Source organism: Mycobacterium sp. Marseille-P9652 (assembly GCF_902652685.1).
Lineage (GTDB): Bacteria > Actinomycetota > Actinomycetes > Mycobacteriales > Mycobacteriaceae > Mycobacterium.
In genome coordinates, this window is record NZ_CACRUY010000082.1 from 1 (window position 1) to 14,275 (window position 14,275).

The window sequence follows — 14,275 nt, forward strand, 5'->3', positions numbered from 1 at the left end:
ACCCGACACTCGTACGCTGAACCTTCACTGGGGCCTCCCACATCTGTGGCTCTACGGCCAGGACCCAATTCCTGACCGCAACCCACGTTCACATGTGAGCGAGGCCCCAGCCCCCTATACCGTCTAGTCGCGCGCAGCGAACTCAGGCCTTCTTGGGCGTCTTCTTATCTCGTTGCCGCCACCAGGCGAGGATGAACAAGGTCATCGCGGCGACGAGCGCTATCAACACCCACAGCACTAGGGCCTGGTCCACCCACGAACCGGGCGGCGGGGAGCCCGGGAAGAAGTTGCGCAGGGGGACCACCGCGAACAACATACCGGCGTACCAGGTCCCGAAGGGCGGCAGGAACGACGTCCTGCCCAACACCATCGGAATGGCCACCCACAACGCCAGGACCGGCAGCGCGATGAGGATCAGGCACAGCCCCACGTCGAAGATCAGCGGGCCCTTGGACCTGTGCAACGTGATGAGGACGTTGTCCTTCACGTCCGGGTTCGAATCGTCGGGGTCGTGGACCCGCGTGACGCTCGCGTCCCAGCCGTCCAGCTTCCCGGTGACTTCCACACGGGCAGGGGACTTTTCGCGGTTTGTGCCGGTGCCGGTGAACACGTCGGCCGCAATGGTTTCGGTGCTGTAGGAGTCGAACGGCCAGTTTCCGGGATCGCCGTGGGCCGAGATCGAGGTGCTCACCTGCGCCGGCGCCTTGCCCACCGGGTACTGCAGGTCGCCCAGGTCGTTGTCCGGGTACAAACGCACGGCGGCGTCGGTGGTCAGCACCCCGAAGTTCTTGTCGTACAGCGAGTCCCTCGGATAGACAAGCACGTTCACCGTCAGACGGTTTGCGACGGTGTCGAGCTTCTCCAGGTGCACCTGCACCACGTTGTCCTCGGCCTCGAGCTTGCTGAAGTCCACGGCGGGCAGCGCGGGGGCCGACTTGGCGAGCAGGTGGACGGCGATCAGCGACAGGACGTAGATGACGATGACGGCGACGATCACCCCGAAGGCGATCGCGATCTGCCGTCCGCGTCCCGCGGGCGCGGCCGGCGCCGGGGCCTGTGCGTGCGGGGGCGGGGGCGGCGGCTGGGTGCTCATAGAGGCCTCACGGGGGCCGATGCTAGCAGTGAGTTGAGTGCGAGCAGAAGCATTTTCACTTCTCGGGCGAGCGCGTGTGCCGGAGGCTCGCGGCCCACCAGGCCGTCAGTCGCGCGAGAATGCCAGGGCCACTTGCTTTTCCACGTCCGCATAGGGCCGGCCGGACAGGTCGACGGTGACCTGAGCGATGGTGCCGCCGGTGAACTCGAACGGCGCCTTGTACCGGCTGCACACCGCCGAGCCCCCGTTGCGGCCCACAGCGGTGCTCGCGCCCGCCAGGCCGAACGTCCCGGGATGGGCTTGTACGTCCGCGAGCGTCGCGACCGCGTCGTCGTCGACGTACAACGTGACGTCGCCGAGCGGCGTGTGGCTGTTCGGAACGGTTCCGGTTCGCGAGTAGCTGACGCCGAACAGATGCCTGCCCAGCGGCACCGCGCCCGGTGACGAGACCGTCTGCTGCCGCTCGCCGAGGAAGTTGTAGACGTAGTGCAGGCGCCCGTCCTGGATGAACAACACGTGCCCCCCGTGGGCGCCGCCCTGCTTGAACAACACTCCTTCGGCGCCCGTGCTGTCCACGGTGACCTCGGCCACCACCGCGAACGACCGGCCGCGGATCTCGGCGGCGGCGCCCATGCCGACGTCGGCGCAATCCGGGTAGTAGACATAGCTGGAGCGATCGCCGACCAGGTACGGGCGCCACCGCATCATCGTCTCCACGATGTTGAGGTCCGACAACGGCAGCCCGTTGTACTTCGCGGCCTCCGAAAACCACAGCGCCTTCAGCTCTTCGAGCTTCTCGGGGTGTTGTGCGGCCAGGTCGTGGCACTGGCTGCGGTCGGCCTCGATGTGGTAGAGCTCCCAGCGATCGGCGTCGAAATGTGACCAACCGGCGGGTGAGGCCGCATGGACGGCGCTGGCGAACCAGCCCTGGTGCCATATCCCGCGAGTCCCGAGCATGGTGTAGAACTGCGTGTCCTTGCCGGTTTCCGCACCCGGATCGTCAAGTGCTGCCTTGAAACTCACGCCGTCGAGCGGCTTCTGCGGTATTCCCCGGACGGTGTCCGGCGGCGTCATGCCCAACAGGTCGTAGACCGTCGGGGTCACGTCGCAGACGTTGACGTAGGTGTCGCGCACCTCGCCGTGAGCGGCAATCCCGTTGGGCCACGAGATGATTGCGGTGTCGGCGATGCCGCCCTCGTGCGAGGCGTACCGCTTGTAGAGCTTGTAGGGGCTGTTGAAGGCCATCGCCCAGCCGATCGGGTAGTGGTTGTAGGTCTCCGGGCCGCCGAGATGCTCGAGCAGCTTCATGCTCTCCTCGACCGTGTCGATGTAGCCGTTGAAGAATTTGCCCTCGTTCACCGACCCGTTCGGGCCGCCCTCGCCGCTGGCGCCGTTGTCGGAGATCACCACGATGATCGTGTTGTCGAGCTGGCCCGAGTCCTCCAAATAGTCCAGGATGCGGCCGATTTGAGCGTCGGTGTAGCTGAGGAAGCCGGCGAACACCTCGGCCATCCGGCTGAAGAGCTTCTTCTCTTCATCGCTGAGGGAGTCCCAGGGCCGCACCGTGTCCTGCAGCGGCCAGGGTTCGCCGCCCGGCCCCTTGACGTCGAGGCAGGGGTTCACCGGCGACAATTCGGTGTCCGGCGGCACGATTCCCAGGGCCTTCTGCTTCTCGAGCACGATCTCGCGGTAGCGTTCGTAACCCATGTCGAAGCGCCCCGCGTACTTGTCGGCCCACTCCTTGAAGACGTGATGCGGCGCGTGCCCCGCCCCGGGGCAGACGTAGGAAAACCACGGTTTGTCGGGCGCGATCACCTTGGCGTCGCGGATGAATTCGATTGTCCTGTCGGCGATGTCCTTCGACAGGTGGTAGCCGTCCTCGGGCGTCCCCGGTGGGTCGACCGGGTGGTTGTCGTACACCAGGTCCGGGTACCACTGGTCCGTCTCGCCGCCCATGAACCCGTAGAAGCGCTCGAAGCCGCGCGAGTTGGGCCAGTGCCGCTTCGTCGCCGCCAGGTTGCACTCCTCGAGTGGCGTCAGGTGCCACTTGCCGACGCAGTAGGTGTTGTAACCGCGCTCGGCGAGGACCTCGGAAAGCAGCGCCGTGTCGAAGGGGATGCGGCCGTTGCAGTTGGGGAAGCCGTCGGTGAACTCCTCGATGGTGGCCATCCCGACCGTGGTGGCGTTGCGCCCCGTCAGCAGCGACGCCCGCGTCGGCGAGCACAGCGCGGTGGTGTGGAACTGCGACAGTCGCACGCCGCGTTCGGCGATCCGCGTCATCGCGGGCATCTCGACCAGGCCGCCGAAACAGTCCCAGGTCGCGATGCCGGTGTCGTCCCAGACCAGGTACAGGATGTTCGGCGAGTTCTCCGGCGTGGTCGGCGCGGCGTAGGGGCCCCAGTCGGGTTCCGAGTCGCGGATGTCGACCTCGATCTTGCCTTTGAACTCCGTTGACCCGGTCACTGACAGCCTCACTCCCGTTGGTGGACGCCTCACGCGCGTGGCGTGGAGACTACACCGGGCGGGTGGCCGAAAAACGAAATCGCCCGAGACCGTGGTCTCGGGCGATCCGTCGTCGGTTCGGGTGCTACTTGGCGCGTTCCAGGATTTCGACCAGGCGCCAGCGCTTGGTCGCCGAGGTGGGCCGCGTCTCCATCAGCGAGACGCGGTCGCCGATGCCGGCGCTGCCGTTCTCGTCGTGCGCCTTGACCTTCTTCGTGGTCCGGATGATCTTGCCGTACAAGGGGTGCCGCACGCGGTCTTCCAGCTCGACCACGATGGTCTTCTGCATCTTGTCGCTCACCACGTACCCGATGCGCACCTTGCGGCGACCGCGCACCTTCGGCGTGGCCGGGGTGTGCTTGGGACCCTTGTCCTTCGGCGCGGCCTCCTTGGCGGCGGCCTTCTTGGGGGCGGCCTTCGCGGCCTTTGCTTCTGCCATCACGACTCCTTGGTTCCGTCGAGACCCTCGGGACCGGAAGCCAGGCCGAGTTCCCGTTCGCGCAGCACGGTGTAGACGCGCGCGATCTCCCGGCGCACCGTGCGCAGCCGGCGGTTGTTGGTGAGCTGTCCGGTCGCCATCTGGAAGCGCAGGTTGAACAGCTCTTCCTTCGACTCGCGCAGGCGCTCGGTCAGCTCGTCGTCGTTGAGCTCACGCAGTTCGCCAGGCGAAACTCCCACTGCCATCAGAACTGTTCCTCTCGGGTCACGATGCGTGCCTTGATCGGCAGCTTGTGGATCGCGCGGGTCAGCGCCGCGCGGGCGATCTGCTCGTTCGGGTAGCTGAGCTCGAACAGCACGCGGCCGGGCTTGACGTTGACGACCCACCACTCCGGCGAACCCTTACCCGAACCCATGCGGGTCTCGGCGGGCTTCTTGGTCAGTGGGCGGTCGGGGAACACGTTGATCCACACCTTGCCGCCACGCTTGATGTGCCGGTTGATGGCGATACGGGCCGACTCGATCTGCCGGTTGGTGACGTAGGCGTGCTCGAGGGCCTGGATGCCGTAGTCGCCGAAGTTCACCGCCGTGCCGCCGCTGGCGATGCCTCGCTGGCGCGGGTGGTGCTGCTTGCGGTGCTTGACCTTGCGGGGAATCAACATGTTCTAGCTCTCCGTGCTCTGCGGTTCGGGGGCGGGCGCGGCCGCAGCGTCTGCAACCGGCGCGGCGGCCTGCTCCTCACCCGCGGCGCGACCGGCCTCGGTGCTGGTCGCGGTGGTGCCCGACGCTCCGCTGCGCCGCGGACGGGTGCCCGACGGGCGCTCGCGGCGGGGACGGTCGGCGCCGGCCGGCGCGGCGGCGGCGAGCTCGCGCTTGCCACCGACGATGTCGCCCTTGTAGATCCACACCTTCACGCCGATCCGGCCGAAGGTGGTCTTGGCCTCGTAGAGGCCGTAGTCGATGTCGGCGCGCAGGGTGTGCAGCGGCACGCGGCCCTCGCGGTAGAACTCTGAGCGGCTCATCTCCGCGCCGCCGAGGCGGCCGGAGCACTGCACCCGGATGCCCTTGACGTTGGGCTGGCGCATCGCCGACTGGATCGCCTTGCGCATCGCGCGGCGGAACGCCACGCGATTGCTCAGCTGCTCGGCGACGCCCTGGGCCACCAATTGTGCCTGTGACTCAGGGTTTTTCACCTCGAGGATGTTCAGCTGGACCTGCTTGCCGGTCAGCTTCTCCAGATCCGCGCGGATCCGGTCGGCCTCGGTGCCGCGGCGGCCGATGACGATGCCGGGACGCGCGGTGTGGATGTCGACGCGGACCCGGTCGCGGGTGCGCTCGATCTCCACGTCGGCGATGCCGGCGCGCTCCAGGCCGGTCGACAGCAGCCGGCGGATCGCCACGTCCTCCTTGACGTACTCCGAGTACTGCTTGTCGGCGTACCACCGGGACTTCCAGTCGGTGGTGATGCCCAGGCGGAAGCCGTGCGGATTGATCTTCTGGCCCACTACTCTGAGCCTCCCTTCGCGTCAGAGGTCTCGGTGGCCGCAGTGGCTTTCGCGGGCGCCTTCTTCGCGGCCGCCTTCTTCGCCGGCGCCTTCTTCGCCGGCGAACCAGCGGCAGCCTTCTTGGCGGGTGCCTTGGCGGCGGCCTTGCTGCCCTCGGCGCGCCGGGACCTGGCCGACTTCGCCGACCGCTCGTCGCGGACCGGCCGGCTCTCCACCACGACCGTGATGTGGCTGGTGCGGCGGCGGATCCGGAAGGCGCGCCCCTGGGCGCGCGGGCGGATGCGCTTGGCCGTCGGACCCTCGTCGGCGTAGACCGTGGCGACCACCAGGGTCGCCGGGTCGAGCCCGTTGTTGTTCTGCGCGTTGGCGGCCGCGCTCGCGATCACCTTGGCCACCGGCTCGCTCGCCGCCTGCGGCGCCCAGCGCAGGATGTCCAGCGCGTCGTTCACCGACTTGCCGCGGACCAGGTCGATCACCCGGCGCGCCTTGGTCGGCGACACCCGCACGAACCGCGCCTTGGCTGTCGCCGACGGAAACTCCGTTGTCGTCATCGCCGCTTGGCCTTCCGGTCGTCCTTGATGTGTCCCTTAAAGGTGCGCGTCGGCGCGAACTCGCCCAGCTTGTGGCCGACCATCGCCTCGGTGACGAACACCGGGACGTGCTTGCGCCCGTCGTGCACCGCGAAGGTGTGACCGATGAAGTCCGGGATGATGGTCGAACGCCGCGACCAGGTCTTGATCACCTGCTTGGTGTTCTTCTCGTTCTGGACGTCCACCTTCTTGAGCAGGTGGTCGTCGACGAACGGGCCCTTCTTCAGGCTGCGTGGCATTGTTGGCTACTCCTCGAGTTCCTAGCGACCGTGCTTCTTGCCGGTGCGCCGGCGCCGGACGATGAGCTTGTTGCTGGCCTTGTTCGGCTGGCGGGTGCGGCCCTCCGGCTTGCCCCACGGGCTCACCGGGTGCCGGCCGCCGGAGGTCTTGCCCTCGCCGCCGCCGTGCGGGTGGTCCACCGGGTTCATCACGACGCCACGGACGGACGGGCGCTTGCCCTTCCACCGCATGCGGCCGGCCTTGCCCCAGTTGATGTTCGCCTGCTCGGCGTTGCCGACCTCGCCGACCGTCGCGCGGCAGCGCACGTCGACGCGGCGGATCTCACCGCTGGGCATGCGCAGCGACGCGTAGCTGCCCTCCTTGCCGAGCAACTGGATGCTCGACCCCGCCGACCGCGCGAGCTTGGCCCCGCCGCCCGGGCGCAACTCCACCGCGTGCACGACGGTTCCCGACGGGATGTTGCGCAGCGGCAGGTTATTGCCCGGCTTGATGTCGGCGTTGGCGCCGGACTCCACCACGTCACCCTGCCGAAGTCCTTGCGGCGCAATGATGTAACGCTTGTCGCCGTCCAGGAAGTGCAGCAGCGCGATGTTGGCCGTGCGGTTCGGGTCGTACTCGATGTGCGCGACCTTGGCGTTGACGCCGTCCTTGTCGTTGCGGCGGAAGTCGATCAGCCGGTAGGCGCGCTTGTGGCCGCCGCCCTTGTGGCGAGTGGTGATGCGGCCGTGTGCATTACGGCCACCGTGACCGTGCAGCGGGCGCACCAGCGACTTCTCCGGGGTCGAGCGGGTGATCTCGGCGAAGTCGGACACGCTGGACCCGCGACGGCCCGGCGTCGTCGGCTTGTACTTGCGAATAGCCATGTGTGGTCAGCTCTTTCTAGCTCGGTGCGCCGAACAGGTCGATCGGCTTGCTTCCGGGCGCCAGGGTGACGATGGCACGCTTCGTGCTCTTGCGCCTGCCGAAGCCGGTGCGGGTGCGCTTGCGCTTGCCCTGCCGGTTGGCGGTGTTCACCGATGCGACCTTGACGGAGAAGATCTTCTCGATGGCGATCTTGATCTGCGTCTTGTTCGAATCGGGGTGCACGACGAACGTGTACACGTTGTCGTCCAGCAGCCCATAGGACTTCTCGGAGATGACCGGCGCCAGGATGATGTCCCGGGGGTCAGCGATGGTCGCCATTACGCCGTTACCTCCTTGGCGGTGCCGGTGTTGGCCGCGATGTAGGCGTTGAGGGCCTCGACGCTGAACACCACGTCGTCGGAGCGCAGCACGTCGTAGGTGTTGAGCTGGTCGGGCGCCAGGATGTGCACACCCGGCAGGTTGCGCACGCTCTTGAGGCCGGTCTCGTCGCTCCGGCCGATCACGACCAGGACCTGCTTGCGCTCGGTCAGGCTGCCGAGGAACGTCCGGGCGCTCTTGGTCGACGGGGTCTGGCCGGCGACCAGCTCGGTCACGGCGTGGATGCGGCCGTTGCGGGCCCGGTCGGACAGCGCGCCGCGCAGCGCCGCGGCGATCATCTTCTTGGGCGTGCGCTGGCTGTAGTCGCGCGGCTTGGGGCCGTGCACCACACCACCACCGGTGAACTGGGGGGCCCGGGTCGAGCCTTGGCGGGCGCGTCCGGTCCCCTTCTGCCGGTAGGGCTTACGGCCGCCGCCGCTGACGTCGCCGCGGGTCTTGGTCGAGTGCGTGCCCTGGCGGGCCGCCGCGAGCTGGGCGGTGACCACCTGGTGCATCAGCGCGATGTTGGCCGGGGCGTCGAACAACTCGGCCGGCAGCTCGACGGAGCCGTCGACCTTTCCGTCCGGCGTCTTGACGTCAATGCTGAGTGCCATTACTTCTCACCTCGTTTGACCGCGCTGCGCACCATCACGAGCCCGCCAGTGCGGCCGGGGACCGCACCCTTGATCAACAGCACGCCGTTCTCCGGATCGACCTTGTGCACCACCAGGTTCTGCACGGTCACGCGGTCGTTGCCCATCCGGCCGGCCATCCGCGTGCCCTTGAAGACACGGGCCGGCGTGGCGCAACCGCCGATGGAGCCCGGGCGGCGGTGCACCGCCTGGGCGCCGTGGCTGGCGCCCTGCCCCCGGAAGCCGTGCCGCTTCATGGTGCCGGCGAAGCCCTTGCCCTTGGACGTGCCGGTGACATCGACGTAGGCGCCGTCGGCGAAGATCTCCGCCGTCAGCTCCTGGCCGACCTCGTAGTCGGCCGCGGCGGCCTCGTCGTCCAACCGCAACTCGGCGAGGTGCCGGCGGGGGTTGACGCCCGCGGCGGAGTACTGGCCCGTCACCGGCTTGTTCACCTTGCGCGGGCTGATCTCGCCGTAGGCCAGCTGAACGGCGCTGTAGCCGTCGCGCTCCGGGGTCCGGATGCGGGTCACCACGTTCGGCCCGGCCTTGACCACCGTCACGGGCACGACGCGGTTGTTCTCGTCGAAGACCTGCGTCATGCCCAGCTTGGTGCCCAGAATGCCTCTTCTTGCCATTGCCTTCAAAGCTCCTACTGGATGTTGACGTCGACACTGGCCGGCAGGTCGATGCGCATGAGCGCGTCCACCGTCTTCGGCGTCGGGTCGAGGATGTCGATCAACCGCTTGTGGGTGCGCATCTCGAAGTGCTCCCGCGAGTCCTTGTACTTATGCGGGGAGCGGATGACGCAGTACACATTCTTTTCGGTCGGCAGCGGCACCGGCCCTACGACGCTGGCACCCGTGCGGACGACGGTCTCGACGATCTTGCGCGCCGACGCGTCGATGGCCTCATGGTCGTAGGCCTTGAGCCTGATGCGGATCTTCTGTCCCGCCACGCTTCTCCTACCCTCACTCCACTAAATAGTCCCTGTTCGGGACTGGTGCCCCCGCGCGCGAGCCGTCCGCCCCCGTTGGGGCCGATCGAGCGTCGCGCCGGATACTGCGCCGCTGTTTACCTGTCGTGGTCCACCGGCCCCCGCGGTCGGGTGTGTCACCCTCGCGCAGCCTCATTCGCGGCCGAAATCAGTCGCTCAAAGGATGGGACCGGACGCGCCCGTTGTGGGCGCTGGTCGTATGCCCGGCCAGGCGCAAACCTGGCCCAAGGCAACCCGAACAGTATGCCCTAGATCATGGGTTCTTCAAAATCTCGCGCCCAGGCCTTCCCGGGACGGCCGGCCTCAGGCACCTGCCGATTCGGTGGTGGCCGCGCCCGCCCGCCGCTGCGCCCGCTGAACGTGCAGGAATCCGTCGACGGCGGCGAGCGCGCACTCCCGATAGTCGAAGTCCGGCAACGTGGACAGACGGCCGAGCACCAGGGGGCCGATCAGCAGCGCGATCGCGCGGGACCGGTCCACCTCGCCCAGCTCGGCGACGGTGTCGGGGTGGGCGAAGATCGCGTCGAACGGCGCGGCGTACTGCTGCGCGATGCGCTCGCGCAGGGTGGTGATCGCGGCGGGTTGCGGCATGCCGCTCAGCTCGGGCCCCAGCGCCAGCCATGACATCGCGGTGAGCGTGGTGGGCGCCTCGGCGACGGACTCGGCCTGCGCCAGCACCAAGGCGACCAGCCGATCCCGCAGCGAGCCGTCCTGCGGCGGCATCGGCGGGGGCGGGAGCAGGCTGCCGAACGCCGCCGCGAGCAGGTCGTTCCCGCTGGAGAAGTGGCGATACAGGGTGGCCCGCGCGACGTTGGCCGTGCGGGCGACCGCGTCGACGGTCACCGCGCTCGGCCCCCCGGAACGCAGCAGCGCGGCGGCGGCTTCGAGCAGGCGGGCCCTGGACCGCGCCGGCCGAGGATCGGTACTCCCGCCGGTGATTGTGATGCACCTCCCTGTTTGAGACCGGCCGTATCGGCTATTTCTGAGACGGATTGTCTCAAAACTTCCCCAAAGCTCTTGAAGCCCCCTCGAGGAGGCGCTTTCCTATGGTTCAAATCCTTCCGCGGACTGACCAGCGTAGTGACGTCGCCGTCATCGGCGGTAGCCCACGCGCGCAAGTCTGGACCCTGACCGTCGCGTGCATGGGCGTCGGGCTCGTGGTCGCGTCGATGACCGCACTCAACACGGCGCTTGGTGACCTGGCCGTGGCCACCTCGGCGACCCAGACGCAGCTCACCTGGATCGTCGACGGCTACACCCTGGCGCTGGCGTGCCTGCTGCTCCCCGCGGGGGCCATCGGCGACCGCTACGGAAGGCGGGGCGCCCTGCTCACCGGTTTGGTGATCTTCGCGCTCGGCTCGGCCGCCCCCGCGATCTTGCACAGTCCCACCCAGATCATCGCGGGCCGGGCGCTGGCCGGGGTGGGCGCCGCCTTCGTGATGCCCGCAACGCTGTCCCTGTTGACGGTGGCCTACCCCAAGGAGCAGCGGATGAAAGCCGTCGGCATCTGGGCGGGGACCGCGGGTTCCGGTGGGGTGCTCGGCATGCTCGGTTCCGGCCTGCTGCTCCGTTTCTGGGACTGGCATGCGATCTTCTGGTCACTCGGCATCGCCGGGCTGGTGATCTTCGCGCTCGCGTGCACGGTGTCGTCGTCGCGCGAAAGTGACGCCCCGCGGGTCGATTGGCTTGGCGCGGTCCTGATCGGCACTGCGGTCGCGATCGCGGTGTTCGCGATCCTGGAAGCGCCCGATCGCGGCTGGACCGACTCCCTGGTCTGGGGCGGCCTGGTGGCCGGAACAGTCATCGGCATCGTGTTCGGCATCGTCGAATTCCGGCGCAGGCAACCGCTTCTGGACGTTCGGTTGTTCGCCGATCCCAACTTCGCGACCGGCGTCGCGGCGATCGTCATCCTGTTCGGCGCGACGTTCGGGTTCTTCTATATCGGCATGCAGTACGTGCAGCAGATCATGGGGTATTCCCCGCTCGGCACGGCGATTTCCTTCGGGCCGTTCATGGTGCCGCTGGGCATCTTCTCGGCGCTGTCCTTCTGGTACGTGCCCAAGCTGGGTCTGCGACTCGTGCTGTTTGTCGGCACATTGCTCATGGCGGTCGGCTTCGCATGCATGTCCGGGCTGGGCCTGCATTCCACCTACCTCCAATTCGCTTGGCCCACGCTGATTCTGGCGACCGGAATTGGCATATGCACGGCCCCCACGACGTCGGCGATCATGGGCGCCGTCTCCGACGACAAGCAGGGCGTCGCCTCCGCGGTGAACGACACCTCACGGGAAATGGGCGGTGCGCTGGGCATCGCCGTGGCGGGTTCGATCCTGGCCGGCCGCTATTCGCACGAACTTGCGCCCAAACTCACGGGCTTCCCGGCAGCGGTCCGTGGCCCCGCCACCGACTCGCTGGCCAAGGCCGTCGAGGTGGCGGGGCGCCTCGGACCCCAGGGGCGGCAGCTGGCCGACGTCAGCAAGGCCGCGTTCCTGACCGCCCTGCACGCATCGACCATCACGATGGCCGTGATCGTCGCCGTCGCCGCCGTGCTGATCGGCGTGTGGGCGCCCGGGCGCGACGACCGTCAGTTGCGCCCCGTGGCCGCGATCCGCGCCCGTCGGCACAGTGACTGAGGGCGTCCGAGCCGGCCCGCCTCGGCCCCCACCAATTGTGTTGCCGGGCAGGTGAATCGCCCCAAAAAACCGCTTCGCGGATTCTTGCAATGCGCTGTCGAATCTGGTATCAGAAATGTATATCGACAGGTGCAGGTCATCTCGCTCCGATGAGGTGGAATGTGGTGTTGATGCGCGACGGCATGACGCTTGCGGCGGAGCCCGAAAGCTCGGCGGTGCTCGAGGCGGCGGCGATCGTGGAGGCCGAGTGGGTACGCCTCACACGAGTCGGTCCGCCGGATTGGCATGGCGCCGCCGAACTGCCCGATGCGCGCCGGCGCGTACGCCGGCACTCCACCATGGTCACCCTCGACCGCGAGCGGCCCGAGCCCCTCGGTGCCAGTAGCGGACCGAGGCCGCACTGGGCGGCCCACACGGTGTGGGCGCGTGAGCGGTCGCCTCCGCGCGCGTGATGATCCGCGGAACGGCCGCATGTCCCGAAGGGAGGTGATCGACGAAGCGATACGGCGGCGAGAGGCTGTCGTGCCGTCCACGAATATTGCGACGCAACGTCGGCGCCTGACGGATCAAGGCGCGCGCACCGCCACTGTCGTGGCCATCTACGTGGACAGCATGAATTCCCTCGCAGGAACATAGGTCGGCGGCGGGCCGCGCCCTCGTGTGTTGCCCGCCGCCGCCAGTGTTCACCGCGAAGCCCAGTAAAACGCCTCGGCGTCTTCGCCCGCCGCGCTAACATCGTCTCTGTAGCACTCGCGCGATGGGGCGGGCGGGTGCTATCCGGCCTAGCTGGGGGGATTTTTCAATGTCATGGGTGATCGCGGCACCGGAACACGTGTCCGCCGCCGCCGCCGACCTGGGGAATATCGGCTCGTCGATCGACGACGCCAACGCGGCGGCCTCGGTCCCGACGTCAACCGTGCTGGCCCCGGGTGCCGACGAGGTCTCCGCGGGCATCGCCGCCCTCTTCGACGCGCACTCCCAGATCTACCAGGCGCTGAGCGCCCAGGCCGCGGCGTTTCACGCACAGTTCGTGCAGTTGATGAACACCGGCGCGTCCGAATACGCGCTGACCGAGGCGGCCAACGCTTCGCCCCTGCAGACCACCGAGCAGGGGGTCCTCAGCGGCGCCAATTCGCCCGGCCAGGCCCTGTCGACCGCGCAACCGCTGATGTCCGCCTCGGCCGCGCCCGTCTCGGCGGCCTCCGCAGTGCCCTCGGCGTTGATGGGGGTGACCGGCGGCTCGGCGCACGCCGCTCCCGCGGCCGTTTCGCCGGCCGCGGCCGTCGCCCCGGCATCGCCTCCCCTGATGCCCGGCGCCACGCCGATCGGGGCTCCGCTTGCGTCGGCGATGAACGCGACCGGTGCGCCGGTGGCGCCGCCACCGCCCTCGACCCCGCTGCAGCCGGCGACCCCGGGGTATGCCCCCACGACGGGCGAACCGGTCGCGGCGCTCCCCGAACCCACCCCCGCGCCGGTGACGGCGGTGCCCACCGATACACCGGTGGTACCTCCGGCGACGGCCGCGACGCCGCTGATGACCTCGCCCGTGTCGGCCGCCCCCCAGTCGACGCAGGCGTACCGGCCCGCGACGCCGGCCTATTCGACCGGAGCGTACGAGGAGCAGCAGGCTCAGGCCTGACCCTTTCCCGATTGCGGTGTGTCGCAAGGACACATCGAAGGCGGCGACTTTCTTCCTTTGGGCAAAGCGCGTCTGCGAGCGGCATTGCGGCATTACCATCCGCTTGAAACGGCACTGATCGCGGAGGCCACATGTCGTACCTCTTTGCCGCGCCCGAGTATGTGTCGGCCGCGGCCACCGAGCTGGCGGGCCTCGGGACCGCGATCTCCAGCGCAAATTCGGCCGCCCTGGGCCCGACGTCGAGCGTCGCCGCCGCAGCCGCCGACGAGGTCTCGGCGACCATCGCGGCCCTCTTCGGCGCGCACGCGCAGGCCTATCAGGCGCTCAGCGCCCAGGCTGCGTCGTTTCATGAGCAGTTCGTGGCGCTGCTGAACGGAGGAGCGGCGCAATACGCGCTGACCGAGGCCGCCAACTCCAACCCGCTGCAGGCGGTGCAGCAAGAAATCCTCGACGCGATCAACGCGCCGAGCCAGGCGCTGACGGGGCGCCCGCTGATCGGCAACGGCGCCAACGGCCAACCGGGCACCGGAGCGAACGGCGGCAACGCCGGATGGCTGATCGGCAGAGGCGGTGACGGCGGGTACGGAGCGACGGGCCAGAACGGCGGAAACGGCGGAGCCGGTGGCCTGTTCGGGGGCGCCGGTGGGGCCGGTGGCGCCGGCGGGTTCGGCGCGGCCGGAGGAACCGGCGGGGCCGGCGGACTCCTGGGCGGCTCCGGCGGGGCCGGCGGAAGCGGCGGCATCAACACTGCCGGGACGGTGGGCGCGGGCGGCTCGGGTGGCTCAGGC

The 14,275-nt window shown here is 68.7% G+C and carries 18 protein-coding genes; 4 read left to right on the forward strand and 14 right to left on the reverse strand.

Annotated elements, in window-relative coordinates; all coding sequences use genetic code 11:
- Positions 1–142: 142 nt before the first annotated feature.
- From GPY60_RS24800 to GPY60_RS24870, 14 genes are all read right to left on the reverse strand, one after another.
- Positions 143–1,093 (reverse strand): DUF4436 domain-containing protein, encoded by a 951-nt coding sequence (locus tag GPY60_RS24800; RefSeq protein WP_156690349.1) that lies wholly within the window; start codon positions 1,091–1,093, stop codon positions 143–145.
- Between the two features lie 105 nt (positions 1,094–1,198).
- Positions 1,199–3,556 carry an arylsulfatase gene (locus GPY60_RS24805; RefSeq protein ID WP_156690350.1) on the reverse strand — a complete coding sequence of 786 codons (2,358 nt, stop codon included), beginning with the start codon at positions 3,554–3,556 and terminating at the stop codon, positions 1,199–1,201.
- 124 nt (positions 3,557–3,680) lie between these two features.
- Positions 3,681–4,034 carry a 30S ribosomal protein S17 gene (gene rpsQ / locus GPY60_RS24810; protein WP_370462821.1) on the reverse strand — a complete coding sequence of 118 codons (354 nt, stop codon included), beginning with the start codon at positions 4,032–4,034 and terminating at the stop codon, positions 3,681–3,683.
- A complete protein-coding gene (gene rpmC / locus GPY60_RS24815; protein WP_156690352.1) occupies positions 4,034–4,279 on the reverse strand; it encodes a 50S ribosomal protein L29 in 246 nt (81 codons plus the stop codon). Before rpmC ends, rpsQ begins: the two co-directional genes overlap by 1 nt.
- Positions 4,279–4,695 carry a 50S ribosomal protein L16 gene (gene rplP / locus GPY60_RS24820; RefSeq protein ID WP_156690353.1) on the reverse strand — a complete coding sequence of 139 codons (417 nt, stop codon included), beginning with the start codon at positions 4,693–4,695 and terminating at the stop codon, positions 4,279–4,281. The genes rpmC and rplP overlap by 1 nt, the downstream gene beginning before the upstream one ends.
- 3 nt (positions 4,696–4,698) lie before the next feature.
- Positions 4,699–5,538 carry a 30S ribosomal protein S3 gene (rpsC, locus tag GPY60_RS24825; RefSeq protein ID WP_156690354.1) on the reverse strand — a complete coding sequence of 280 codons (840 nt, stop codon included), beginning with the start codon at positions 5,536–5,538 and terminating at the stop codon, positions 4,699–4,701.
- Positions 5,538–6,089: a 50S ribosomal protein L22 gene (gene rplV / locus GPY60_RS24830; RefSeq protein ID WP_156690355.1), complete on the reverse strand. Its 552-nt coding sequence runs from the start codon at positions 6,087–6,089 to the stop codon at positions 5,538–5,540. Before rplV ends, rpsC begins: the two co-directional genes overlap by 1 nt.
- Positions 6,086–6,367, reverse strand: coding sequence for a 30S ribosomal protein S19 (gene rpsS, locus GPY60_RS24835; RefSeq protein WP_010908582.1), 282 nt, complete (start codon positions 6,365–6,367; stop codon positions 6,086–6,088). The genes rplV and rpsS overlap by 4 nt, the downstream gene beginning before the upstream one ends.
- A 21-nt stretch (positions 6,368–6,388) precedes the next feature.
- Positions 6,389–7,231: a 50S ribosomal protein L2 gene (gene rplB / locus GPY60_RS24840; protein WP_156690356.1), complete on the reverse strand. Its 843-nt coding sequence runs from the start codon at positions 7,229–7,231 to the stop codon at positions 6,389–6,391.
- Between the two features lie 16 nt (positions 7,232–7,247).
- Positions 7,248–7,550 (reverse strand): 50S ribosomal protein L23, encoded by a 303-nt coding sequence (gene rplW / locus GPY60_RS24845; RefSeq protein WP_156690357.1) that lies wholly within the window; start codon positions 7,548–7,550, stop codon positions 7,248–7,250.
- On the reverse strand, positions 7,550–8,203 hold the full coding sequence (gene rplD, locus GPY60_RS24850; protein WP_156690358.1) for a 50S ribosomal protein L4: 654 nt from the start codon (positions 8,201–8,203) through the stop codon (positions 7,550–7,552). The genes rplW and rplD overlap by 1 nt, the downstream gene beginning before the upstream one ends.
- Positions 8,203–8,856: a 50S ribosomal protein L3 gene (rplC, locus tag GPY60_RS24855; protein ID WP_156690359.1), complete on the reverse strand. Its 654-nt coding sequence runs from the start codon at positions 8,854–8,856 to the stop codon at positions 8,203–8,205. The genes rplD and rplC overlap by 1 nt, the downstream gene beginning before the upstream one ends.
- Positions 8,857–8,870: 14 nt before the next feature.
- Entirely contained in the window at positions 8,871–9,176 is a 306-nt protein-coding gene (rpsJ, locus tag GPY60_RS24860) for a 30S ribosomal protein S10 (RefSeq protein ID WP_003873519.1), read from the reverse strand.
- A 342-nt stretch (positions 9,177–9,518) separates the two neighbouring features.
- Positions 9,519–10,154, reverse strand: coding sequence for a TetR/AcrR family transcriptional regulator (locus tag GPY60_RS24870; protein WP_156690361.1), 636 nt, complete (start codon positions 10,152–10,154; stop codon positions 9,519–9,521).
- Between the two features lie 107 nt (positions 10,155–10,261).
- On the opposite strand from GPY60_RS24870, the gene GPY60_RS24875 reads away from it, so the two are divergent.
- The 4 genes from GPY60_RS24875 to GPY60_RS24890 all read left to right on the forward strand — a co-directional run.
- Positions 10,262–11,848: an MFS transporter gene (locus GPY60_RS24875; protein WP_156690362.1), complete on the forward strand. Its 1,587-nt coding sequence runs from the start codon at positions 10,262–10,264 to the stop codon at positions 11,846–11,848.
- 149 nt (positions 11,849–11,997) lie between these two features.
- Positions 11,998–12,300 (forward strand): hypothetical protein, encoded by a 303-nt coding sequence (locus GPY60_RS24880; RefSeq protein WP_156690363.1) that lies wholly within the window; start codon positions 11,998–12,000, stop codon positions 12,298–12,300.
- A gap of 350 nt (positions 12,301–12,650) precedes the next feature.
- Positions 12,651–13,487, forward strand: coding sequence for a PE family protein (locus GPY60_RS27605; protein WP_156690364.1), 837 nt, complete (start codon positions 12,651–12,653; stop codon positions 13,485–13,487).
- Between the two features lie 131 nt (positions 13,488–13,618).
- On the forward strand, positions 13,619–14,275 hold a 657-nt coding region (locus GPY60_RS24890), incomplete at its 3' end, for a PE family protein (RefSeq protein ID WP_156690365.1).